Here is a 24,837-nt window from a genome sequence, read left to right as displayed (position 1 = left end):
CTATGACCCTCTGCTTGTAAGGCAGATGCTCTCCCAGCTGAGCTAAGATCCCATAACAGTTGTTCGTCTTAGGAACTCTTCCGTTCCGCAACTCGCTTTGCTATTATATAATGGTTTGTGACTTGTGTCAACAGTTTTTTTCACTTTTTTTAATTTTTTAAAAAATATATGCTTTTTTGTATTTTTACAGTGGCAGGGAGGTCTGAAATCCCCTGCCACTGTAAGGATGTTATGGGCAAAGTATTGCCCATAACTTGATACTCCCGGATTGCTCCGCTGCACGCAGCTCACGCAATCCTCAAACATTCGGAATCCGCTAATTTACTACGTAAATTGCTACTTCCTCATGTTTGGCGGGGTCCAAGTTCAAAAGTCTTATCGTGCAAGCACGAACGACTTTTTGACCTTTTCCCCCTGGTATTATCTGAAGTACTCAACACCAGATTCGAAAATCTTGATATCCTGCTCTCCGTAGATATTGACAGCCACGCCTGCGTCACGACGCTCACTGTGTGCCATCTTTCCGAGAACACGTCCATCCGGGCTTGTGATACCCTCGATGTTCATATAAGAGCCGTTTACGTTAAACTCACCCTCATATCCGGTCTCATCTACCGGTACATACTCCGTTGCAATCTGTCCGTTTTCCTTGAGTTTCTTCAGCCACTCATCATTTGCGACAAAACGTCCCTCACCATGAGAAGCCGGATTACAGTATACGCCGCCAAGCTGTGCTTTCTGAAGCCATGGAGACTTGTTGCTGACAACCTTGGTGTAAACCATCTTGGATACGTGGCGTCCGATGGTGTTGTAGGTCAGTGTCGGAGAATCCTCTTTCTGTCCGCAGATCTCACCGTACGGTACCAGTCCCAGTTTGATCAGTGCCTGGAATCCGTTGCAGATACCAAGAGCAAGACCGTCACGCTCATTGAGGAGCTTCATAACTGCCTCCTTGATCTTCTCGTTCTGGAACGCGGTAGCAAAGAATTTCGCGGATCCGTCCGGCTCATCTCCGGCTGAGAAGCCGCCCGGGAACATGATCATCTGTGCCTGATCGATGGCTTTCTCAAAGAGTTCTACAGAATCATGGATATCTTCTGCTGTAAGGTTCTTGAATACCTTTACGTCTACCTCGGCGCCTGCTCTCTCAAATGCACGGGTGCTGTCATACTCGCAGTTTGTTCCAGGGAATACCGGAATAAATACACGCGGTTTTGCAACCTTATGTTTGCATACATAGATGCTGTCTGCTTTGTAAAGGGAACCGTCATCTGCCTTGACGTCCTCGGTTCCTGCTGCTGTTTTAAATACATTCTCCAGAGTTCCTTCCCATGTGGAAAGCGCCTCTTTCAGAGTGATCTCTGTATCACCGTAGGTGAACTTCGCATTATCCGTAACTTCACCGATCACAGTATAGGTAATGGCAAGCTCACCGACTTTTCCATCCGGAACCTCACAGATGATATCGCCGAATGCCGGAGCAAAGAAATCTCTTGGATCAAGGTTATGCTCGATCTTTACACCCATGCCGTTACCAAAGGCCATCTTGCTGACTGCAGCAGCGATTCCATGACGGTCAAGTGCATATGCGGAGATCACACGGCCTGCCTGGATATCCTGGTGTAATTTATCATACTGCTCCATAAGAGCCGGGTAATCCGGAAGATCATAGGAATCCTTCGGTGCACGGAGCCATACCAGCTTGCTTCCTGCTTTTTTGAGCTCCGGTGTGATCACATCTTTTACCTTTGCAACATCCACTGCGAAGGACACCAGTGTCGGAGGAACATCAATGTCATTGAAGGTTCCGGACATACTGTCCTTACCGCCGATGGAAGGAAGGCCGAATCCGATCTGTGCCGCATAAGCACCAAGCAGTGCGGAGAACGGCTGGCTCCATCTCTTAGGATCTTCTGTCATACGACGGAAGTATTCCTGGAAGGTGAAACGGATCTTCTTATAGTCACCACCGGTTGCAACGATCTTGGCAACGGACTCGGTTACTGCGTAGGCAGCTCCATGATACGGACTCCATGAGGAAAGGTATGGATCAAAGCCGTAGCTCATCATGGTAACAGTCTCTGTTTTTCCGTTCTGTACCGGAACCTTTGCAACCATGGACTGTGTCTCTGTCAGCTGATATTTACCACCGTGAGGCATAAATACACTGCCTGCGCCGATGGAGCCGTCAAACATCTCCACAAGACCCTTCTGTGAGCATACATTCAGGTCAGCAAGAGTATCCATCCATTTTTTCTTTACATCTGTTACATCCGGACGTTCCTCGAAAAGATTTCCGTCCTTTGACGGGATCTCAACCTCAACGGAGGTCTCCTGATGTGCACCGTTGGTATCCAGGAATGCACGGGAGATATTTACGATCTCTTTTCCTCTCCAGTTAAGGACAAGGCGTGGCTCCTCCGTTACAACTGCAACCGGAATTGCCTCGAGATTCTCTTCATTTGCAAATTTCAGGAAAGTATCCACATCTTTCGGGTCAACTACAACAGCCATACGCTCCTGAGACTCAGAGATAGCGATCTCAGTGCCGTCAAGACCTGCGTATTTTTTCGGAACCTTGTCGAGGTCGATCTGAAGTCCCGGTGCCAGCTCGCCGATGGCAACGGAAACACCGCCTGCGCCAAAGTCGTTACATTTCTTGATGATATGGCTGACTTCCTCTCTGCGGAACATTCTCTGGATCTTACGCTCGGTAGGCGCGTTACCTTTCTGCACCTCAGCGCCGCAGACCTCGATGGAAGCCTCTGTGTGGACCTTGGAGGAACCGGTTGCACCGCCGATACCGTCACGGCCGGTACGTCCGCCAAGAAGGATGATGATATCTCCAGGGTCGGAATTTTCACGGATAACCGCACGTCTCGGAGCCGCACCCATAACCGCACCGATCTCCATACGTTTTGCAACGTAGTCCGGATGATAGATTTCTTTTACAGCACCGGTTGCAAGACCGATCTGGTTTCCGTAGGAGCTGTAGCCGTGGGCTGCGCTGCGGACAAGCTTCTTCTGCGGAAGTTTACCCTTCAGAGTTTCCTTTACGGATACGGTAGGATCTGCTGCACCTGTCACACGCATTGCCTGGTATACATAGGTACGTCCGGAAAGCGGATCACGGATGGCTCCGCCAAGGCAGGTTGCCGCACCACCAAAAGGCTCGATCTCCGTCGGATGGTTGTGTGTCTCGTTCTTGAAGTTGATCAGCCACTCTTCTTCTTTCCCGTCCACGTCCACCGGTACCACGATACTGCAGGCATTGATCTCATCAGACTCTTCCTGGTCTGCAAGCTTGCCTTCTGCTTTCAGTTTCTTCATTGCCATAAGTGCAAGATCCATCAGGCAGACAAACTTATCATCACGGCCCTTGTACATATCCTTATGGGCATCCAGATATTCTTTGTATGTTTTTTCAATAGGAGTCTTATAATCACCTTCGTCAAACTTCACGCTGGTAAGCTCTGTGGAGAAAGTAGTATGACGGCAATGATCAGACCAATAGGTATCCAGAACACGGATCTCTGTCATGGAAGGATCGCGTTTCTCTTCATTTCTGAAATAATTCTGGATATGCTGGAAGTCCTTAAATGTCATGGCGAGGTTCAGAGAAGCGTACAGCTCCTTCAGATCAGCCTCAGCCATATCCTTGAATCCGTCAAAAATCTTCACATCCTCAGGATCCGGGAATACTGTTACCAGTGTTTCCGGCTTCTCAAGACCTGTCTCACGGGAATCCACAGGGTTGATGCAGTGATGTTTGATTGCCTCAAACTCTGCATCTGTAACGTTTCCTTCGATTACATAAGTAGTTGCTGAACGGATGATCGGTGCTGCATTCTCATCCAGGAACTGTACACACTGCACTGCAGAATCGGCTCTCTGGTCAAACTGTCCAGGAAGGAATTCTACGGAAAATACACGTGCGCCCTCTGCCACATCAAATTTTTCAAGATACAGATCATCTACCGGCGGCTCTGCAAATACGGTCTTGCAGGCTTTCTCAAATACTTCATCGGAGATATTCTCCACGTCATAACGGATCAGCTCACGGACTGCTGTCACAGTGCTGATACCAAGATAATGTTTGATCTCATGTTTCAGTTCCTTTGCTTTTACTGCAAAGGCAGGTTTCTTTTCTACATACACACGTCTTACGTTGCTCATAGAAGGCTCCTTTCTCTATATCCGATAATAAGGATGGTAAACGTGCAGAAAGCATTTCAGTCTTTCTTTTCTGCTGAAAATATAGTATCATAGGAAATATCATTAGTAAAATTAATATATCTTATATCATTTATAAGCGGAGGATTTTTCACATATGGATATCAATCTTGAACTTTACAAAGTGTTTTATTACGTGGCCACGACGCTGAGCTTTTCGGAGGCTTCCAGACAGCTTTTTATCTCACAGTCTGCAGTAAGCCAGGCCGTCAAAAACCTTGAAAAAAAGCTGGGCCATACTCTGTTTGTGCGCAGCACCAAACGGGTCATCCTGACTCCGGAGGGAGAGCTTCTCCTCCAGCATGTAAAGCCGGCCCTTTCCATGCTCAACGAAGGAGAGGCTGTCCTTTCCGGAGAAGGAAATCTTACCGGTCAGCTGCGGATCGGTGCCAGCGATACTCTGTGCCGCTATTTTCTCATCCCCTATCTCCGCCGTTTCCACAAGGATCATCCGGAGGTACGGATCAAGATCATCAACAGTACCTCCATCGGATGTGCGGAGCTTCTGGAAAACGGCCAGGCTGAGCTGATCGTCACCAACTACCCGAATTCCCGGCTTTCAGCCCACACCAAGCTTCAGACTGTGCTGGAATTCCGGGATATCTTCGTGGCAAATCCGGACTATTTCACCATGGGCAAATCGCCTCTTTCCATGGAAAATCTTCTGGATTATCCCATCCTGATGCTCGCTCCAAAGAGTACCACCAGCGAATATCTTCATCAGGTGTTTGCAGCCCAGGGACTGAAGCTGCTGCCTGAGGTTGAACTGAACAGCAACGATCTGCTGATCGATCTTGCAGAGATCGGACTTGGTATTGCCTGTATCCCGGATTATATGCTCCGCAACCGTCCGGGTCTGGAACCTGTCCATCTGAAAACACCTCTGCCCGCAAGAAGTGCCGTGATCGCTCATCATGAGGCACTGCAGCTTTCCCAGGCTGCCCAGTGCTTTCTTAAATATTTTTCCCAGATCTGATACGATCAAGTTCCTGCCGCTTACTGCTTTTCGCGATCGAAGCAGGATACTTCCCTGATTCAGTAAAAAAGCCACCGGAATCTGCCATAAGGTTATTACGATCCTTATGTACTCAATTCCGGTGGTCTTTTCTGTTATTGATATCGGTCAGATATTATTCTTATTACTTACGCTTCAGCCTTCGGCATCACGTCTGCTGCCGCAGTGATATACTCATTCTCGATCTTACTGAACAGACCGCTGTCTGCAAGCTCTGCAAGCTTCACGTCAATCGGCATCTTGCCCAGGACCGGAACCTTCAGTTCTGCAGCGATCTCATCGATATGGCTCTCGCCAAAGACCTTGATCTCTTTTCCGCAGTCCGGACATTTCACATAGCTATAGTTCTCCACGATCCCAAGGACCGGAACCTTCATCATATCAGCCATATTATAGGCCTTCTTGACGATCATGCGGACCAGATCCTGCGGAGAAGTAACGATCACGACACCCTCGATCGGCAGGGACTGGAATACTGTCAGCGGAACATCTCCAGTTCCTGGCGGCATATCTACAAAGAGATAATCCAACTCACCCCAGATCACATCACTCCAGAACTGTTTTACCATATTTGCAAGGACCGGACCTCTCCAGATCACCGGTGTCTCCTCATCCGGGAGAAGAAGGTTTACAGACATAACCTCGATTCCGTTTGCAGTTGGCATCGGATAGATCCCATTGTCACTGCCCTGTGCATTGCCCTTGATACCATACATCTTCGGGATGGACGGACCGGTGATATCAGCATCCATAATGCCCACTTTATATCCCTTGGAAGCCATCAGGTTTGCCAGGGAGCCTGTTACGAAGGATTTACCCACGCCTCCCTTTCCGCTGACAACTCCGATCACATGTTTTACGTCAGAAAAAACGTTTGGTTCTGCCATGAGGCTCTGGGGCTGTTTCTGTCCGCAGCCTTCACAGCTTGATTTGTTGCAGGATGTATTGCTACACTCTTTTGCCATAATAGATTCCTCTCATTCTTTGTATTTACACAGACAGAACTGGCTCTCTGTCCGTGCATTTTTCTCATTCATGAGCTCTCATGAACTCCTTACCTTACTTCATAAATCTGTCGATCGCTTTTTCCAGTTCCTTGATAGCATCCCTGTCTCCATGCTCCACTGCATCCACGATGCAATGTTCTATATGATCCTGCAGGATGATCTTGCCTGTATTATTGATCGCAGATTTTACGGCTGACAGCTGGATCAGCACTTCGCTGCAGTCACGTCCTTCCTCCACCATACGCTTAATGGATTCCATATGCCCGATGGCCCTGGAAAGTCTGTTGAGTACGGCCTTGGTCTGTGCGTGGCTGTGATGATGAGGATGTGTGCCATCGTGAGTATGCACATGTTCCTGATCCCCGTGGGTATGTTCAAGAACGGTTCCATCCTCGAGAACGTGCACATGTGTTTCTTTCATGTGTGTTTCCTCCTTCAGATCTCCGTGAAAGAACAGCGCTGCCGGATCATAGATGTCTGAATGTCAAAAATGATGGTTCCGTCTTCCAGTACTGTCTTCTCGTAGGAGACATCCTTCCCCTGAAATTTCTGTTTCACATACGCTTCCGGATCTGCAATCTCCACTTCTTCCACAAATACATCACGCATCTGATTTCTCGGACATTTGTTAAAAATTTCCCAGATTACTTCGTACTCTTTCATCTGTGCCTGTTCCTTTCTTAGTCATCCTATCCATTATAATAATTTTATGTTTTTTTGTCAAAAATAATTGCACTCACGCAAATATTGTCGTATGATACATATTAAAAATATTACTGCTCTGTCCGTGGGCAGTAAACATATATTAATGTGATAAATCAAAGGAGATAAATTTCATGCAGCTTTTAAAAGACAGAATTCTGACAGACGGCGTAGTAAAAGAAGGAAATATTTTAAAAGTGGACAGCTTCCTGAATCATCAGATGGATATTGACCTGATCAACGAGGTCGGCAAAGAATTCAAGAAACGTTTTGACCACTGTCCAATCACCAAGATCCTTACCATCGAGGCTTCCGGTATCGGTATTGCCTGTATTGCGGCACAGTATTTCCATGTACCGGTTGTATTTGCCAAGAAAGCACAGAGTGTGAACCTTGACGGCGAGATGTACACCACCAAGGTAGAGTCTTTCACCCACAAGAAAGTTTACGATGTGATCCTTTCCAAGAAATTTCTCGGACCGGAAGATCACGTACTCCTGATCGATGATTTTCTTGCCAATGGCTGTGCACTTCTTGGTCTGATCGACATCGTTAAGAAATCCGGCGCAACTCTTGAAGGAGCCGGAATCGTTATCGAAAAAGGCTTCCAGTCCGGCGGACAGACCATCCGTGACATGGGTATCCATCTGGAATCCCTTGCTATCATTGATTCCATTGCTGATGGCAAACTTACTTTCCGTGAATAAGATTTATCATAAAAAATACTCCTGGAAACTTATATACATTGTTTCCGGGAGTATTTTTATTTTTATCACAGCCAGATCATGATATCATTTCTGATCTATGCATCTGCACCCTTTTCCGCTTTCTCTGAAGGTGTCGGAGTTACTGTTTCCTCCGGTGTCGGTGTTCCGGAAATTTCCGTTTCTTCCTTTTCCGATGAAGCCGATGCAGCTTCCGGTGTATTTTCATCTATATCCGGTTCTTCCGTCACCGTAGCTTCCGATGTCACTGTCGGCGTTGGTGTGGCAGTTGCCTCCGGCATGATCTCTTTCTCTTCATAATATCCGTCATCCACAAGCATCTGATAATTATCTGCATCGATCATCTGGATATCACTGGTCACAGTTCCCACGATCTTGGTCCCGTTGTCATACTGCTCATAATCGGAGATCTCCGGCTTCTCCCCTTTCAGAAGAGCATCCACCATCGTCACACAGTCATTTGCCAGTACACGGTTATCAAACAGCAGATCATCCTCAATCTTTCCCTGGATCACAGCGGTCACTGCTTCTGCCTCACATCCGCCTCCTGTGATCATAGGCCAGCCATCCTCTCCAGACACATGTCCTGCATCCTCCAGGGCATCCACAGCCCCAAGTGCAAGGTCATCGGCACCTGTGCAGATAATATCCGGCGCACCCTCTGTATAATTCTGAGAAAGGATCTCCGCCATATCATTCTTTGCGGTATTTCTTCCGGAACGCATCACTGCAGTATCATCAAAGGTCAGCTTTCCTGAAGTACATACCAGTGTTCCGTCGTCGAAATATTCCTGAAGCTTCTCCATCACGCCATTATAAAAGAACAGTGCGTCACGATCATCCGGAGAGCCCATAAGGAACTCAATGGTCAGAGTTTTCTTTTCTTCCCGGGCTTTCTCCAGATCCATTTTTTTTATGATGGAATCTCCCACCATTTTTCCGGCTTTTCTTGTATTAAAGGTAACATAATAGTTGACCTTATCTGTATCCATGATCAGCTGATCGTAAGAAATCACAGGGATAGATTTCTCATACACCTGCTCCAGCACATCGTTCAGGCTGTAAGCATCTGAAGGTGCGATGACAAGTGCAGAAAGCTCTTCATCGTCCAGAATGGACTGGATCTGTGATACCTGCGTATCACTGTCTTCATCTGCCCAAAATATCTCTGCATCATATCCATCATCTTCCAGTGTATTCTGAAGAGTTTCTCCATCAGCAGACCAACGGGGATCATCTGCTGATGAAGGCAGAAACACACCTACTTTCTTATCTGCTGCCGCAGTTTCTTTTGCTTCTTCTTTTTCTTCTTCCTCTGCATCATTGCTGTTTTTGGCTTTTCCTTCCGGGTCTTCAGACTCCACACTTTCATTGGCTGCCTCTGTCGCCTCTTTGTTTTTTCCACAGCCGGAAAAGGCTGCTGTAAAGACAAAAGCTCCCACAAGCAGGATTGCTGTTTTTTTCTTCATGATCAAATCTCTCCTATAAGCCTTTATAGTCCTTTGCCAGTGATTTCAGATAGTCTCTGTAGGCGGCTGCAGATTTCTTGGGTTTCAGGATACGTACACTGCCGCCCATCCCGGTCAGCCAGCCGTAGAATTTTCCATTTTCCGGAAGCTCTGCAGTTACCGTCAGATCTCCGCTATCTTTCATCTTATATTCTGCATCTGTGCCGAAAAAGTCACGCACCTCCGCCTGTACAGCTCCGGTACAGAGAAGTTTTATTTCTTTTTTTATGGTTCCGGCTGAAGCCTCAAGAAGCTTCCGGTACCCTGCCACAGAGGTCTCATGAATATCTTTAGTTTCATGAATCTCCTTAGCTTCCGCAGTCAGCCCGGGTTCTTCAGACGGCTGTTCCTCTCCGGCACTCTCACCGGCAAGATAATACCCACCCGGCCGTTCTCTTGTATAACGGATATCCATTCCAAAAGAACGTAATACCTCCACATCATCATAAATGCTCTTTCGCTCTGCACGGATTCCCTGTTTCTCAAGATTCTCAAGGATCTTCTGCATAGATATTACCCGATGCTCCCCTGTTTCCCGCAGCATTTTTTCAAGGTACAGGATCTTCGCCTTCTGATTGTTTGATTTTGCCATACTGCCCTCTTATCCTTCGTTTTTTACAAAGCGATGGAAAATATAGGAGTTTGCCTCCTGTTCCTCGCTGTCGTCCAGTTTCTCAAGTTCGATCTTTTTACCGTATTTCTTTTCCAGTGCACGGCTGATCAGAAGATCTGCAAGCTGCGGGTTCTTGGGAAGAAGCGGTCCGTGAAGATACGTACCGATCACATTTTTGTATATAACCCCTTCCTCACCGGATTGTCCGTCATTTCCGTATCCTGACAGAACCTTTCCCAGGGATCTGTTGTTTCCGATGGTGGTACGCCCTCCATGATTTTCAAAACCTACGATGGGCATATCAAAAAGATCGCTCTGCATCACAATGTTTCCAATAAGGCGGCCTTTTCCCTGCTCAGTGCTCATATCTACAAGCTTCAGACCCTCGATCATTCCCTGATCCGTCTTATAATAATTTCCAAGGAGCTGATACCCTCCACAGATTGCGATCACAACTCCATTATCTTCCACATACGCCTTGAAATCCTTCTGGATTTCCTTCAGCTTTTCACATACCAGCATCTGTTCTCTGTCGGAGCCACCGCCAAGAAGTACGATATCCAGTTTGGAAAAATCGATTCTGTCATCCAGTTCATAAGCTATGGTTTCTGCCTCGATTCCTCTCCAGAGACAGCGCTTCATCAGACACTGGATATTTCCTCTGTCACCGTAAAGGTTCAGAAGATCCGGATATAAATGCCCTATCGTTATCTTCATTTCTCACCCTCCAGTTTCTTCAGGATATTTCTGGTGCCAAACAGCGCCGTATAATTTACAAGTACATAAAGATTGCCGCATCCATCCCCGATTCGTTTGCGGATGGCTGTCTCCACATCATTTTCCAGTATGGACGGGATATCCACATATTTCAGACGGAGGCGCATATCCTGACACCGGATACCACTGACTGTAATGGAATTGATATTGTCCCCTCCGAAAAGATCAAAATCCACATCCCAGAGCCAGGAGATATCTTTTCCATCCTGTGCATTATCATTGATCACAATGATGATATCCTTTGGTGATCCGTCCTGCATCACAGCTGAAATGTTCTGGTTAAAACCGGCCGGATTCTTGGCAAGATTCAGAACAACACTGGTGCCCTTGATCCGAAACTGTTCATTGCGTCCGTTCTCCGGATTAAACTTCCGGAGCATCTCATTAAAATGCTCCGCCTTAAAGCCTGCGGTACGAATTCCCGCATAGGCAGCCAGAATATTATACACATTATAGAATCCCTTATAATTGGCCACGATCCGTTTATCCTCCACTGTAAAGGCAATCTGATCATCCACCTTCACATCTGTGGCATCAAAGTCGATCTCCGGACGTTTAAAGCCGCATTTCGGACATCTGTAGTCTCCCAGCTGACTGTAATGATAGAAGCTGTAGATCAGCCTTTCTCCACAGCACTTACAGAACCGGCCCTCACGGATCTCGTTTGTTTTGTTCTCGATCACCGGTTTGCTGATCCCGTAGGTTACAAAAGGATTTCCGCAGTCCATGGCAAGATATGCAGACAGTGCATCATCACCATTGACAATGACCTTCATATCCGGAACCTTTTTCATCATTTCTTCCAGGATGTTCATAGTGATATCGATCTCGCCATAACGGTCCAGCTGATCGCGGAACAGATTGGTCATAACCATATAATCCGGTCTGATCCTTGTAAACACATGTCTTGTGGATGCCTCATCCACCTCGATACAGGCATAATCCGCATCCAGTTTTCCGCTGAATTTTGCCCCCAATACAAAGGCTGCCACAACTCCGTTGAGCATGTTTGAACCGGTATGATTGCAGATGACCTTTTTTCCCTCTGCCTCAAGGCCTGCGCACAGCATGTTATTGGTTGTGGTCTTTCCGTTTGTTCCGCATACTACAAATATTTTTTCACTTACCTGAGAAGAAAGCTCTTCCAGGATATCCGGACAGATCTTCATCGCGACCTTACCGGCCCAGGTCACACCCTGCCGGCCCATAAGCTTACAGACATGTCCTGTGATCTTTGCTGCCATCACAGCAATGGTTGTTCTTATTTTCATAATCTTCTGATTCCTTTGTTTTTATTTCTCTTACCACAGATCTTCCGCTGTCAGGAAATCGGTACAGATTCCTTCTGCTCCCTGCGAAATGTATCTTCTGGCCTGGTCACGGTCATTAACCGTATAAACATACAGACTGATCCCGTTTTTTTCAAAGATCTTCTCCGTTTCTTCTGACCAATACTCCCAGTATACTGTTGCTGCCGGAATTCCCTTTTCTTTACAGAAGGATGCAATATACTCCAGCTCTTCCACAGAATACTCCTGCCACAGTGAATATACATAGGAAGGAAAAGAATAGAGCATGGCCGTTCCGGGAAACATTGCTTCATTGTAGATTTCCGGAATGATCCGATCCAGCGTCTCACCGGCACCTGCATTCCTGGCGATTTCCACATAATCACTGTAATCCTCCAGTGTTCTCTGATAATTGCGAAGAGAATACTGTTTGGAATCGATCAGCACATATGCATCCGGATAATCTTTCAGAAGAAGGAAAAAATCCTCCAGTGTCATGGGGGTGTATTTCCCATATATTTTACTTTGTCTGAATTCCTTTTCTGTAAGGACTTTTTTTCCGTTGCCATCCCACTGTCCCATGGGATCGTTCCAGTTATGCCTGCAGACCCATACTCCATCGGATGTCCTGGAAAGATCCAATTCAAAAAGACGAACTCCCTGTTCATACATGAACAGAAATCCCTCTCTGGAATTCAGGTAATCCTTTCCGTCCATACCTCCCAGAGCATGTGCAATGGTCCTGTAGTCCTTCCAGCTAAATCCTCCTGATGTATTCCGGGCAGTTTCTGTTTCCGTGAAACTACCTCCCAGAAGAAAAAGTGATACAAACAGTATTTCCAATGTCAGTATAAAACGTCGCATCATCTCAGGCAACAAAAAAATGCACAAGACGTAAAGGAAAACATTTCCTCGCTGCTTTCCTTTTTATCTTCTGCAAATTTATCATATCCGGGAACCTGTCCCAAATCATTCCTATATTTTTTCTGTCCGGTAATACCAAAAGTCCCACCGACCATGTTTATCATCCTTTCGCATACGTGTAGTCGTATTTCATACATTACCGATTGTACGCTAAAAAAGGATAATAATCAAGTTAATCCTCTTCTTCCTCGTCATATTCCTGCTGAAGCCTCAGATATTCATCATATTTCTCGTGTGCATTCCGATTATAGGATCGGGAGATCGGTATTACATGCTCTCCGATATGGAAGCTGTCATTTTCAGCGCCTGTGACCCGTTCCATATTTACTATAAAGCTCTGATGACACCGCAAAAATGTACCGTCGTCAAGCTGTTTTTCGAAGTCTTTCAGCTTACCTCTGCACTGGAGTATACTTCCGTCTGTCCTATGGAAATTCACGATATGGAGACTGCTGGTAATATAGCTAACCTGACTGTAGCGTAAAGTATACACACGGGCACGATACTGAAAATGGATCACCCGCTCATCATTCCCGCCGCTAAGTCGCTTCTTCAGTGGTTCCATTACATATTCCAAAGTTTCTTCGGTTACAGGTTTCAGTAAATAGTTATATGCAAACAGGTCAAAAGCATTTCTGTAATATTCATCGCTTCTACTCATAAAAAGCACTGCCACTGACATTTCTTTTTCACGTATCTTCCGTATTGTTTCCAGTCCGTCTACTTTCTTTGAATCAATGTTCACAAAGATTGCATCATAAGGTTTCCTTTTCTTTTCCAATTCTTCCAATAAAAGCTCACCGCTTTTAAATATCCGAATTTCTGACCCTGGAACGATCCGCTCAAGCTGTTTGTGAAGTCTTCTCGCATCCGCCTGCATATCATCACAAATGGCAATGGTCATCATCGTCATATTTATGTATCCCCTTTTACTCCATCATTGTTACTTTTTGTTCTATATATTATACCATGATTTGTTATTCAAATTATGATATCTTAATGTAATTTATGGTCGAAAACCCACCATTTATGCATTTTTTCGAGTTTTTTGGAATATAAAAAAAGGACATTTGCAGAAATGCAGATGTCCTTTAAATCGGTCAGAAGTAAATTATACAAGCTCGATAAGAACTTCCATTGCTGCATCGCCTTTACGCTGTCCGATCTTAACGATTCTTGTGTAACCACCGTTACGATCTGCGTATTTCGGAGCGATCTCGCTGAACATCTTGTCAACCATGTCAACTTCTTTTGTATTTTTCTTTCTGCCAGCGCCCTTAGCAGGAACCTCTGTTACAGGATAGAAAACTTTCATCATCTCACGACGTGCATGAAGTCTGGAAGGAGCATCTTTCTTGATCTCTTTCTGAACTTCATCGTAAACTGTTTTCTTTTTGCCGTCTACGACTTCTTTTACACGTTTTCCGTCAGCATCTTTACGAGCAACCTTAGCTGTTACTGTAACTGTCTCGAAATTGTCTTTCTCACGTACAGCCATAGCGATAAGTCCCTCAGCGATCTTACGGATCTCTTTAGCCTTAGCTTCTGTTGTCACGATCTTTCCGTGATGAAGAAGGTTTGTAACCTGATTTCTGAGAAGTGCTTTTCTCTGGTTAGATGTTCTGCTTAATTTTCTATATTTTGCCATTTTATTATCCTCCATCTGTGGGACACCAGGACATGCTTGTTCGGTCTTACTGCCCTGCTGCTGACACCCCACTCATTACTCTGTTTCCGGATTATTCCTCTGTAGGCTGGAGCTGAAGTCCCAGCTCTTTGAGTTTTGCAAGTACTTCCTCTAAGGATTTGCGGCCCAGATTACGAACCTTCATCATATCGTCAGAAGTCTTGTTGCATAATTCTTCAACCGTATTGATACCGGCTCTCTTAAGGCAGTTGTAGGAACGAACAGAGAGCTCAAGCTCATCAATGCTCATCTCCAGGACCTTTTCCTTCTCATTGTCTTCTTTCTCGATCATAACCTCTGCGGTCTTAGCATTCTCGGAAAGATCAATGAACAGGTTTAAATGCTCGCTGAGAACCTTCGCTGCAAGGCTGACTGCCTCATCCGGATCAAGTGTTCCATTGGTATATACATCCAGTGTAAGCTTGTCGAAGTCAGTTACCTGACCAACTCGTGTATTCTCTACGATCATGTTGACTCTGTCTACCGGTGTGTAGATCGCATCCACTGCGATCATACCGATCGGCATGTCATCGGTTTTGCCTTTGTCTGCACTGATATAGCCACGTCCCTTGGTAATGGTAAGCTCCATGGCCAGTCTGCAGTCTTTTCCACCGTTCAGGGTTGCGATCACCTGATCCGGGTTCATGATCTCAATATCCTGATCTGCCTGGATATCAGCTGCTGTAACAACACCTTTGCCCTCACACTCAATGTATGCGGTCTTCGGCTCATTGTCACTGCTGTGATTCTTAATGGCAAGAGATTTCAGATTCATGATGATTTCGGTCACATCTTCCTTCACGCCCGGAATGGAGCTGAATTCATGAAGTACACCATCGATCTTCACCTGGCTTACTGCAGCTCCCGGAAGGGAGGACAGCATAATTCTTCTTAAAGAATTGCCAAGGGTAGTACCATAACCTCTTTCCAGAGGCTCTACAACGAATCTTCCAAACTTCTTATCTTCGGATATTTCGGTAATTTCGATTTTTGGTTTATTGAAATCAAACACTATAAGGTTCCCTCCTTCTGGGTTAATCAACATTCGAGGGTATTACCAATTTTTGTAACTGTAGACACAGTAAACAGTTACTAATTATTTAGAATACAGCTCGACGATAAGCATCTCGTTTACAGGAACATCGATCTGCTCTCTTGTAGGAAGCTCTTTAACTACACCCTTCAGGTTCTCCTGATCAACGTCGATCCACTCCGGAACAAGTCTTCCGCCAGTGATCTCAAGGATTCCTTTATATCTCTCAGAGCCTTTGCTCTTCTCTCTGATCTCAATTGTGTCTCCTGCTTTGCACAGGTAGGACGGAATGTTTACACATTTTCCGTTAACAAGTACGTGCTTGTGATCTACGATCTGACGAGCCTCTCTTCTTGTTCTGGCAAATCCCATACGGAAAACGATGTTGTCAAGTCTGCTCTCAAGCATAACCATAAGGTTCTCACCTGTCTGGCCCTGCATTCTGTCGGCTTTCTTGTAGTAGTTACGGAAAGGTTTCTCAAGAACTCCGTAGATAAATTTTGCTTTCTGTTTCTCTTTTAACTGAAGACCATACTCAGACACCTTGCGGTTTGCACGTTTTAACTGTCTTGTGGACTTCTTATCAATTCCTAAGTAAATCGGATCCAGGCCAAGGGATCTGCATCTTTTCAGAACAGGTACTCTATTTACTGCCATTTCAACTACCTCCTAATTAGACTCTTCTGCGTTTTGGTGGACGGCATCCGTTGTGAGGAACCGGAGTTACGTCACGAATGCTGGTTACTTCAAGTCCGCATGCCTGAAGCGCACGGATTGCAGCTTCACGGCCTGAGCCCGGGCCTTTTACCATAACGTCTACTGTTTTTAATCCATGAATTAAAGCAGCCTTTGTTGCAGTCTCTGCTGCCATCTGTGCTGCATAAGGGGTAGATTTCCTTGAACCTTTAAATCCAAGACCACCGGCACTTGCCCATGAAAGAGCGTTTCCTTCGTTATCTGTCAGTGTGACGATTGTATTGTTGAAGGAAGACTGAATGTGTGCCTGTCCGTGTTCAACGTTTTTCTTGACACGACGTTTTGTCGTTTTCTTTGTAACTTTTGCCATTTTAAAACTAACCTACACTTTCCTTTTATTGAAATTAATTAGTTATATCTATAAATTATTTCTTCTTGTTTGCAACAGTTCTCTTCGGTCCCTTGCGAGTTCTCGCATTTGTCTTAGTCTTCTGACCACGAACCGGGAGTCCTTTACGATGACGGATACCTCTGTAGCATCCAATCTCCTGCAGTCTCTTGATGTTAAGGGCGATTTCCCTTCTCAGATCACCTTCTACTGTCATTGTCTCATCAATAACAGCACTCAGTCTCTTAACCTCGTCATCAGTCAGATCTCTGACACGTGTGTCAGGATTAACCTCTGCTTTAGCAAGAATTTTGTCCGCGCTTGGTCTACCAATTCCATAAATGTAGGTAAGACCGATTTCAATACGTTTCTCTCTTGGTAAGTCTACACCAGCTATACGAGCCATGTACTGTTTCCTCCATTTTCTGTTTCTGAAAGTTCCGCATATCGTATGTCACTTGCTCTCGCAAGGTGAAATGGGACATATCGACCTGCCTCTTTCTTTTCTAGTTTCCTAATTGGGGTGCCTCGGTAAAACACCCAGCTGTAATTGGCGAATCACAGCCTTTCCGAAATTGCGGATCTTAACCGCTGTTGCCTCTCGGTATTAGGCAATACATGCTTATTATCTGTTCAGTAGAACAACCCTGCCGGGTGTTTCATACTGCAGCCGCACGTTTCACAAACATTCCAAAGAAGTCCCGATATGGAAATCAACCCTGACGCTGTTTGTGCTTCGGGTTCTCACAGATGATTCTGATGGATCCCTTTCTCTTAATGACCTTGCACTTCTCGCAGATCGGCTTTACAGATGATCTTACTTTCACTGGAAATCCTCCTTCCGTAAATTAGTCTCATATCTGCAGTTTCACAGGCGCACTCATACACAGTATTTGCGCGCTTGAAATATATACTAACACCTGTTTTCCTGAAATGCAAGAAAAAATTAAAAAAATTTTTGATTTTTTTTACAGGCTGTATTATAATGGGTGGCAAAGTCCGGCAGACATATGGAATCTGCCTATTTTAATGAAAGGAATCTTTACATATGCATACGGAAATGAAATATCGTTTTCTGATACATTACACCTTATCTTTTATCGGTGGATACCTGGGGCTTTATGCCATTGTGTCAAGAGCAGATCTTTTCGGCAATGCCCAGACAGCCAATCTTATTGGTGTTGTGCGGGATCTCATAGGCAGGAATTTTTCGGATATGCTTCTGCGTGTGGGTGCGCTTCTCATATATATGGCTGCTGTTATCCTTACGGTCTGGATCCCAGAGCATTTTTCCGCAGATCTTCGTTTTATCAGTATCGGGATCGATATCTTTGCGATCCTGCTCCTGGGATTCTTTCCTTCCGGAATGTCTCCGGTTGTGGCTCTTTACCCCGTGTTCTTTGCAATGCCTTTCCAGTGGTGTACCTTCAAGGCTCCCGGCGGATATAACAGCTCCACGATCTTTTCCACCAACAACCTTCGCCAGTTCACCACAGCTGTCACTCAGTTCCTTATGAAAAAGGACAGCGCACAGTGCGATAAAGCAAAATTCTACGGAATGACGCTGCTTTCTTTTCATACAGGTGCAGCTTTGTCTCTGATCCTGTATATGACCTGCGGTCTCTCAGGCGTATGGCTCTGTCTGGTTCCTGCCTTCTATGCTGTATGGCTGATCAGTGCAGACCGGAATACCGTAGCCGATACACCGGCAGTTACCCGAAGCACAGCTTCTGACGGCAGCAGCTTCAGGAATCTTTCCTATAAGAAAAAAGAGGCCTGACTTTATTTTAGCTTTGATAAAATAAGAGGAAATGTGATCTGTTTTTACACTGTCACATTTCCTTTTTTGTTTACGCGTAAGCCCCTCTGGCGCTTACAGCTTATATGCGTTCGAAATCCAGTATCATGATTTTGAATGGCCACAAATTGATTTCATCTATATTTCTCATACTATCCTCATAACATATCAATATACTCTGTAACTTGTTTAAACATTCCACGGTATTTACATTGCGCTTACCGGGAAAATCTTTTATAATTATTTCAGAAATCATAAATCCTGCTATATATTTTTGACCGAACATGAATGGAGAATTGAAATGCCCAAAAGTATTTACGAAGATATCTATAAAGATCTGAAAATGAAAATAGAGGACAACACCTTTGCCTATCAGGAGCTTCTGCCTTCCGAAAACACTCTGATCCAGACTTACGGCTGCTCCCGCAATACCCTGCGACGTGCGGTCAGTCTTCTTGTCAGTGACGGCTATGTACAGACCATGCAGGGAAAAGGTGTCCGCAATATCTACCGTCCAAACGAGAAGACTGCTTTCACCATCGGAGAGATTGAAACCTTCAAGGAATCTGCTGCAAGGAACGGTCAGAATGCCCATACGGAGGTGGCTCTTTTTACAGAGCTTTGTATCAGCAAAAATCAGTCAGCTTACACAGGATTTCCCGCTGGTGCAGAAGTATATTATATTCAGCGTATCCATTATCTTGAAGATATCCCGCTGATCATCAACCATAATTATTTTCTGAAGGAATCCGTTCCCGGCCTTACTGCCGAGATTGCCAGTCATTCTATCTATGAATATCTGGAACAGGTGCTTCATATGACCATTGTCAACAGCAAACGTATCATGACTGTGGAAAAGGTTACAGAAATTGATGAAAAATATCTTCATCTGAATGTAAAGGATTATAACTGCGTGGCTGTGGTGTCCAGCCAGACTTATAACAGTGACGGTGTGATGTTTGAGTATACCCAGTCACGGCACAGACCGGATCATTTTCGATTTTATGCTAATGCCCTGCGCCGATGAGCCCGGCTCATAACTGCTTCGCAGCTATACGGTTATGAGCAGGTGACAAATGTGGCTCACAAATATCCGCCTAGATCTGTATAGATACCTGGATCTGTATAGATACCTGGATCTGTATAGATGCTGCAGTTTCCTATTTTCCAAAATTATGTTATACTGAAACGATCAACGGAGAGAGGAAATTTTATTTTTATGAAAAAACGAGAATCTTTTAACAGCCGCTGGGGGTTCATTCTGGCCTGCATCGGGTCTGCGGTTGGAATGGGAAATATCTGGATGTTTCCCACCAGAGTTTCCCTGTATGGCGGGGGATCGTTCCTGATCCCGTATTTTATTTTTGTGGCACTGATCGGCTTTACCGGGGTGATCGGTGAGATGAGCTTTGGCCGCGGGACACGTTCCGGGCCCATTGACGCCTTCGGCATGGCCTGTGAAACCAAATGCAGACGAAAGCTGGGTGAAACACTGGGCTGGATACCGGTGATCGGTGCACTGGCCATGGCTATCGGTTATACGGTTGTTATGGGATGGATCTTCCGATATATGCTCGGAACCTTTACAGGATCTACCCTGGCACCGGCAGATATTGAGTCCTTTGGCGCCAAATTCGGAGGCATGGCCTCTGCCTGGGGAAATAATCTCTGGCAGCTGGCTGCTCTTGTGATCTGCATGTTTATCCTGATGTACGGCGTTGGAAGCGGCATCGAAAAGGCCAATAAAGTGATGATGCCTATCTTCTTTATACTGTTTGTGATCCTTGGCATCTATGTTGCCTTTCAGCCGGGAGCTGCTGCCGGATACCGCTATATCTTCCGCGTGGAGCCGGAAATTCTGGCAAAGCCTTCCACCTGGATCTTCGCACTTGGACAGGCATTTTTCTCCCTATCTGTTGCAGGCAACGGTACACTGATCTACGGATCTTATCTTCCGGACAGCGAAGATATCCCTGCATCTGCTGCAAGGGTAGCACTTTTTGATACTCTGGCTGCTATGCTGGCAGCACTTGTTATCATTCCGGCCATGGCTACCACAGGTGCCAAGCTTGACCAGGGCGGTCCCGGACTTCTGTTCATCTACCTGCCGCACCTGATCAAAACCATGCCTGGCGGACAGATCATTGCCATCATCTTTTTCGTAGCTGTGTTCCTTGCAGGCATGACCTCGCTTATGAACCTTTATGAAGCTCCTATTGCCACAGTTCAGGAAAAAACAGGTCTTGGCCGGATTCCTTCCTGCATGGTGATCTCAGTGATCGGCGTTGTAGCTTCTCTGCTGATCCAGGGCATTGTTTCTGACTGGATGGATGTACTTTCCATCTATATCTGTCCTCTCGGCGCAGGACTTGCAGGGATCATGTTCTTCTGGATCTTCGGCCGGAGCTATGTGGAAAGCCAGGTCAACAAAGGCCGCGAGAAACCATTCACGAAATATTTTTACCCGGTGTGTAAATATCTTTATATTCCGGTGTGCTTTCTGGTGCTGATCCTTGGTGTTGTGCTGGGCGGGATCGGATGATAAGGTGATAACATAAGTAAAATAAAAAATTATCTGCATAAACAAATCCCCCGAAAAATGATTTTTTAATCATTTCCGAGGGATTTTTATGTTTTATCTTATAATATTCGTAAAGCCAGGATTTTCGATTTGCTGCATATCTTGAATACACTCACTTCACAGTTTGTCAACAAGTTTAAGTTTTACACTGATTTCCAATTATTCTACATTCTTAGAGTGTATCCGGTTTCTCCACTTCGTAATCAGACCAGGAAGCAATTGTATCGCTGCCTGAGAAACGTAAAAAAATGTGAGTGATAAACTCCACTTCAAATTCTTTTTCTGCAGAAAAGGCAAAAAAAGACCCGGCAGCTTAACGCCACCAGGTCGTCTTTTACAATATTTCTTATTTATCTCTCCAGATGATTCTTCCTTTGGAAAGATCATACGGAGAAAGTTCGATCGTTACTTTATCTCCCGGGAGAATACGGATAAAATTCATACGGAGCTTGCCACTGATATGTGCAAGTACCACATGTTTGTTTTCCAGTTCCACTTTAAACATCGCATTAGGCAGTTTCTCCAGAACAGTGCCTTCTACTTCGATCACATCTGCTTTTGACATTTTTTACCTCCTATGTCATGACAACAATTGCTACTTACAGATTCGTAAGCGTCAGAATCTCTGGTTCCCCATCGGTGATGAGGATCGTATTTTCATAATGGGCGGAAAGTGAACCATCCATGGTTACCACTGTCCACTCATCGTCCAGCCATGCCACGTCCGCACGACCAAGGTTGATCATGGGCTCGACGGCCAGGGTCATTCCCGGAAGGAGCTTGATGCCCCTGCGCTTCTGCGGGAAGTTTGGAATCTGCGGATCCTCATGAAGATGAGTTCCGATTCCATGTCCTACAAGGTCACGTACAATACCATAACGGTATTTCGCTGCGTGGGCTCCGATGGCTTTGGAAATATCATTTAAATGATTTCCGGCTTTTGCCATTTTCAGTCCTTCAAAAAAGCACTCTCTTGTAACCTTAATGAGCTGCTGTGCTTCTTTGGATACTTCACCTACCGCATAGGTACGTGCTGCGTCAGAATGGTAGCCCTTATAAATCAGGCCGGCGTCGATCTTAACCAGATCCCCGTCCTGGATGATCTTCTCCTCGGATGGAATTCCATGCACAACCTCATCATTCAGGCTGATGCAGAAAGAAGCCGGAAAACCTCCGTAGTTCAGAAAGTTCGGAATACAGCCCATAGACCGGATCATTTCTTCTCCGATCTTATCAATCTCTTTGGTGCTGACACCCGGTTTGATGTAAGGGATCAAACCGTCATGCACCTTCTCAAGAAGATGGCCTGCTTCTCTCATAAGTTCGATTTCATGCTGTGTCTTAATTGTTACGGACATTCTTATTCTCCTAAGATGTCAACGATCTCCTGGAATACCTCATTCAGATCCCTGGTTCCGTCTACCGTCTTCAAAACACCCTGTGTGGTGTAATAGTCAATCAATGGCTGTGTCTGCTCATGATAAACATTCAGACGCTTCTGGACTGTTTCCGGCTTGTCATCATCACGGAGTACAAGCTTGTCACCACAGGTATCGCAGACCCCCTCTGTCTTCGGTGCTGCAAATACAACGTGATAAGTTGCACCGCATTTCACACATGCACGGCGTCCGCCCATACGTTTCACGATGTTATCATCCGGCACATCCACATCGATCGCATAGTCAATTTTGCTTCCAAGTTTGTTCAGAGCCTCTGTCAGACATTCTGCCTGCGGAATTGTTCTCGGGAAACCATCCAGAACATACCCTTCCCTTGCGTCATCCTGCTGGATTCTGTCAACAACAAGGTCGCAGGTCAGTTCATCCGGAACAAGAAGTCCCTGATCCATGTAAGTTTTTGCTTTGTTTCCAAGCTCGGTACCGTTTTTGATGTTAGCACGGAAAATATCTCCTGTGGAGATGTGCGGAATCCCATATTTCGCCGCAATTTTCTTAGCCTGAGTACCTTTACCTGCCCCCGGTGCACCCAACATAATAATTCTCATAGCATACCCTCCATTTTCCTGTTTTCTGCCTGATTTTCAGACAGTCCTGTTTACAAATCAAGGCTGCGACACTTTCGCACCGCAACCTTCATTTTCAATTAGTTCAGGAAGCCTTTGTAATTACGTACAAGCAGCTGAGATTCCACCTGCTTAACGGTCTCCAGGATAACACCTACGATGATGATGATAGATGTACCGCCGAAGGAAACATCCGCACCGAACACACCGTTGAAGAAGAACGGTATAACGGCCACGATAACAAGACCTACTGCACCTATAAATATAATATAATTCAGGATTTTAGTCAAATAATCTGAAGTCGGTTTTCCCGGACGGATGCCTGGGATAAAACCGCCCTGCTTTTTGATATTATCGGCTACTTCCAACGGATTAAAGGTAATTGATGTATAGAAGTATGCGAAGAATACGCAAAGTACCACATACACGATCAGACCCCAGCTGTACTGGATCTGACTTGGATTACACCAGTTATTGGAGGAAAGTCCTCTTAAGATCTCACTTCCGATGCCCGTTCCGTTTCCTTTGCCAGCGAACTGAGCAATGATCGACGGGAAAGACATGATAGAGGAAGCAAAAATAACCGGGATAACGCCGGCAGTATTTACCTTGAGCGGGATGTTTGTGGACTGACCGCCCATCATTTTACGTCCAACCATCTTTCTGGAATACTGAACCGGAATTCTTCTCTCTGCTCCGTTGAGGATAAGTACGAGCACTACAACAAACAGAATAATCACAGCAATGATGCAGGCTGCAAGCATTCCTTTTGCAATTGTTTTGCCCTTGACGAAGTTCTCATAAAGAAGGGACATATCACTCGGGATCCTGGACACGATATTGATAGTCAGGACGATGGAAATACCATTTCCAATGCCCTTCTCTGTAATACGCTCGCCCAGCCACATAAGCATTGCGGAACCCGCTGTTAAACTTGCAACAACTACGATTCCTTTAAGGAAGCTCATGTTCGGGATCATACCCTGACGTCCAAATCCGATTGCCATGGCAACAGACTCAAACAGAGCAAGACCAACCGTTACATAACGTGTGATTGCTGTAAGCTTTTTTCTTCCTTCTTCTCCGTCACGTTGCATCTCTTCCAGTGCCGGAATGGCAATGGTAAGAAGCTGAATGATAATGGAAGAAGTAATGTAAGGTGTGATGTTCAATGCGAAAATTGACATCTGAGTAAAGGAACCGCCGGTGAACGCATCAAAGAAATTGAATGCGTCACCGGTATTAGATTCAAACCACTGCTTAAAGAAGTCACTGTCGACTCCCGGTACAGGAAGCTGGGATCCGATTCTGATCACGAATATCATCCAGATCAGATAGAGAAGCTTTCTTCTCATTTCCTTTACTTTGAAAACACTCTTAAGAGTCTCAAACATTAGATCACCTCTACTGTACCACCAGCAGCTTCAATTTTTGTTTTTGCAGTCTCGCTGACAGCGTTTACTTTAACATTAAGTTTTTTTGTAAGCTCGCCGTTTCCAAGGATCTTAACACCATCACCGATCTTGGAGATTGCACCGCTTGCAAGTAAGCTGTCAACTGTAACCTCTGCGCCATCCTCAAAACGATTGAGAACGTCTACATTGATTGCGATAATTTCTTTAGAGTTTCTGTTAGTGAAACCTCTCTTAGGAAGACGTCTGTATAAAGGCATCTGACCTCCCTCGAATCCCGGTTTCTTGTGTCCGGAACGAGCAAGCTGTCCTTTATGTCCTTTACCAGCAGTTTTGCCGTTTCCTGAACCATGTCCACGGCCTCTTCTGAAGTTATCGCTATGCTTGGAACCCTCTGCGGGTCTTAAGTTTGATAATTCCATTCTG

General features: G+C 45.4%; 26 protein-coding genes. 5 read left to right on the top strand and 21 right to left on the bottom strand.

The window, feature by feature from the left end; genetic code table 11:
* Positions 1-420 precede the first annotated feature (420 nt).
* Positions 421-4,176, bottom strand: a complete 3,756-nt coding sequence (locus NE671_RS10870) for a phosphoribosylformylglycinamidine synthase (protein WP_118608599.1) — start codon at positions 4,174-4,176, stop codon at positions 421-423.
* A gap of 154 nt (positions 4,177-4,330) precedes the next feature.
* Between NE671_RS10870 and NE671_RS10865 the strand changes: the two genes are divergently transcribed.
* Positions 4,331-5,209, top strand: coding sequence for a LysR family transcriptional regulator (locus tag NE671_RS10865; RefSeq protein ID WP_021650784.1), 879 nt, complete (start codon positions 4,331-4,333; stop codon positions 5,207-5,209).
* A 167-nt stretch (positions 5,210-5,376) separates the two neighbouring features.
* On the opposite strand, the gene NE671_RS10860 is transcribed toward NE671_RS10865, so the two are convergent.
* The 3 genes from NE671_RS10860 to NE671_RS10850 form a co-directional block, all read right to left on the bottom strand.
* A complete protein-coding gene (locus NE671_RS10860; protein WP_015526958.1) occupies positions 5,377-6,213 on the bottom strand; it encodes an Mrp/NBP35 family ATP-binding protein in 837 nt (278 codons plus the stop codon).
* Positions 6,214-6,307: 94 nt separating this feature from the next.
* The gene (locus NE671_RS10855) at positions 6,308-6,676 is read right to left on the bottom strand and encodes a metal-sensing transcriptional repressor (RefSeq protein WP_118752591.1); all 369 of its coding nucleotides are present in this window, start codon (positions 6,674-6,676) and stop codon (positions 6,308-6,310) included.
* A gap of 14 nt (positions 6,677-6,690) precedes the next feature.
* A complete protein-coding gene (locus tag NE671_RS10850; RefSeq protein WP_015526956.1) occupies positions 6,691-6,918 on the bottom strand; it encodes a hypothetical protein in 228 nt (75 codons plus the stop codon).
* 173 nt (positions 6,919-7,091) lie between these two features.
* Between NE671_RS10850 and NE671_RS10845 the strand changes: the two genes are divergently transcribed.
* The gene (locus NE671_RS10845; protein ID WP_015526955.1) at positions 7,092-7,664 is read left to right on the top strand and encodes a xanthine phosphoribosyltransferase; all 573 of its coding nucleotides are present in this window, start codon (positions 7,092-7,094) and stop codon (positions 7,662-7,664) included.
* Between the two features lie 95 nt (positions 7,665-7,759).
* Here NE671_RS10845 and NE671_RS10840 read toward each other — a convergent pair whose 3' ends face one another.
* The 12 genes from NE671_RS10840 to rpmJ form a co-directional block, all read right to left on the bottom strand.
* Entirely contained in the window at positions 7,760-9,151 is a 1,392-nt protein-coding gene (locus NE671_RS10840) for a substrate-binding domain-containing protein (protein WP_114002451.1), read from the bottom strand.
* A gap of 13 nt (positions 9,152-9,164) precedes the next feature.
* Positions 9,165-9,782: a WYL domain-containing protein gene (locus tag NE671_RS10835; protein ID WP_129974550.1), complete on the bottom strand. Its 618-nt coding sequence runs from the start codon at positions 9,780-9,782 to the stop codon at positions 9,165-9,167.
* A 9-nt stretch (positions 9,783-9,791) separates the two neighbouring features.
* Complete coding sequence (locus NE671_RS10830) at positions 9,792-10,520, bottom strand: type 1 glutamine amidotransferase (protein ID WP_256163970.1); 729 nt, start codon at positions 10,518-10,520, stop codon at positions 9,792-9,794.
* Entirely contained in the window at positions 10,517-11,851 is a 1,335-nt protein-coding gene (locus NE671_RS10825) for a MurT ligase domain-containing protein (RefSeq protein ID WP_256163969.1), read from the bottom strand. The genes NE671_RS10830 and NE671_RS10825 overlap by 4 nt, the downstream gene beginning before the upstream one ends.
* 30 nt (positions 11,852-11,881) lie before the next feature.
* Positions 11,882-12,586, bottom strand: coding sequence for a phosphatidylinositol-specific phospholipase C/glycerophosphodiester phosphodiesterase family protein (locus NE671_RS10820; protein ID WP_242981842.1), 705 nt, complete (start codon positions 12,584-12,586; stop codon positions 11,882-11,884).
* 379 nt (positions 12,587-12,965) lie between these two features.
* A complete protein-coding gene (locus tag NE671_RS10815) occupies positions 12,966-13,706 on the bottom strand; it encodes a LytR/AlgR family response regulator transcription factor (protein WP_215638102.1) in 741 nt (246 codons plus the stop codon).
* A 198-nt stretch (positions 13,707-13,904) separates the two neighbouring features.
* Positions 13,905-14,441: a bL17 family ribosomal protein gene (locus NE671_RS10810; protein ID WP_021976084.1), complete on the bottom strand. Its 537-nt coding sequence runs from the start codon at positions 14,439-14,441 to the stop codon at positions 13,905-13,907.
* 91 nt (positions 14,442-14,532) lie between these two features.
* The gene (locus NE671_RS10805) at positions 14,533-15,492 is read right to left on the bottom strand and encodes a DNA-directed RNA polymerase subunit alpha (protein WP_059085345.1); all 960 of its coding nucleotides are present in this window, start codon (positions 15,490-15,492) and stop codon (positions 14,533-14,535) included.
* 84 nt (positions 15,493-15,576) lie between these two features.
* Positions 15,577-16,170 (bottom strand): 30S ribosomal protein S4, encoded by a 594-nt coding sequence (rpsD, locus tag NE671_RS10800; RefSeq protein ID WP_015526943.1) that lies wholly within the window; start codon positions 16,168-16,170, stop codon positions 15,577-15,579.
* Between the two features lie 16 nt (positions 16,171-16,186).
* The gene (gene rpsK / locus NE671_RS10795; RefSeq protein WP_015526942.1) at positions 16,187-16,579 is read right to left on the bottom strand and encodes a 30S ribosomal protein S11; all 393 of its coding nucleotides are present in this window, start codon (positions 16,577-16,579) and stop codon (positions 16,187-16,189) included.
* 55 nt (positions 16,580-16,634) lie between these two features.
* The gene (rpsM, locus tag NE671_RS10790; RefSeq protein WP_008707282.1) at positions 16,635-17,003 is read right to left on the bottom strand and encodes a 30S ribosomal protein S13; all 369 of its coding nucleotides are present in this window, start codon (positions 17,001-17,003) and stop codon (positions 16,635-16,637) included.
* 307 nt (positions 17,004-17,310) lie between these two features.
* A complete protein-coding gene (gene rpmJ, locus NE671_RS10785; RefSeq protein WP_003022746.1) occupies positions 17,311-17,424 on the bottom strand; it encodes a 50S ribosomal protein L36 in 114 nt (37 codons plus the stop codon).
* Between the two features lie 221 nt (positions 17,425-17,645).
* On the opposite strand from rpmJ, the gene NE671_RS10780 reads away from it, so the two are divergent.
* From NE671_RS10780 to NE671_RS10770, 3 genes are all read left to right on the top strand, one after another.
* Positions 17,646-18,377 carry a YoaK family protein gene (locus tag NE671_RS10780; protein ID WP_215638103.1) on the top strand — a complete coding sequence of 244 codons (732 nt, stop codon included), beginning with the start codon at positions 17,646-17,648 and terminating at the stop codon, positions 18,375-18,377.
* A 319-nt stretch (positions 18,378-18,696) separates the two neighbouring features.
* Positions 18,697-19,422, top strand: a complete 726-nt coding sequence (locus tag NE671_RS10775; protein WP_177290403.1) for a UTRA domain-containing protein — start codon at positions 18,697-18,699, stop codon at positions 19,420-19,422.
* A gap of 192 nt (positions 19,423-19,614) precedes the next feature.
* The gene (locus tag NE671_RS10770; protein ID WP_215638104.1) at positions 19,615-20,937 is read left to right on the top strand and encodes a sodium-dependent transporter; all 1,323 of its coding nucleotides are present in this window, start codon (positions 19,615-19,617) and stop codon (positions 20,935-20,937) included.
* Positions 20,938-21,322: 385 nt separating this feature from the next.
* Here NE671_RS10770 and infA read toward each other — a convergent pair whose 3' ends face one another.
* The 5 genes from infA to rplO form a co-directional block, all read right to left on the bottom strand.
* A complete protein-coding gene (infA, locus tag NE671_RS10765) occupies positions 21,323-21,541 on the bottom strand; it encodes a translation initiation factor IF-1 (RefSeq protein ID WP_005428560.1) in 219 nt (72 codons plus the stop codon).
* 34 nt (positions 21,542-21,575) lie between these two features.
* A complete protein-coding gene (map, locus tag NE671_RS10760) occupies positions 21,576-22,334 on the bottom strand; it encodes a type I methionyl aminopeptidase (RefSeq protein ID WP_015526936.1) in 759 nt (252 codons plus the stop codon).
* A 2-nt stretch (positions 22,335-22,336) separates the two neighbouring features.
* Entirely contained in the window at positions 22,337-22,981 is a 645-nt protein-coding gene (locus tag NE671_RS10755) for an adenylate kinase (RefSeq protein WP_015526935.1), read from the bottom strand.
* 98 nt (positions 22,982-23,079) lie between these two features.
* On the bottom strand, positions 23,080-24,393 hold the full coding sequence (gene secY / locus NE671_RS10750) for a preprotein translocase subunit SecY (RefSeq protein WP_015526934.1): 1,314 nt from the start codon (positions 24,391-24,393) through the stop codon (positions 23,080-23,082).
* A complete protein-coding gene (rplO, locus tag NE671_RS10745; protein ID WP_015526933.1) occupies positions 24,393-24,833 on the bottom strand; it encodes a 50S ribosomal protein L15 in 441 nt (146 codons plus the stop codon). Before rplO ends, secY begins: the two co-directional genes overlap by 1 nt.
* Positions 24,834-24,837 lie beyond the last annotated feature (4 nt).

This window comes from Blautia sp. DFI.9.10, from assembly GCF_024461705.1.
GTDB lineage: Bacteria > Bacillota > Clostridia > Lachnospirales > Lachnospiraceae > Blautia_A > Blautia_A fusiformis.
This window is presented reverse-complemented; position numbering and strand designations above follow the sequence as displayed.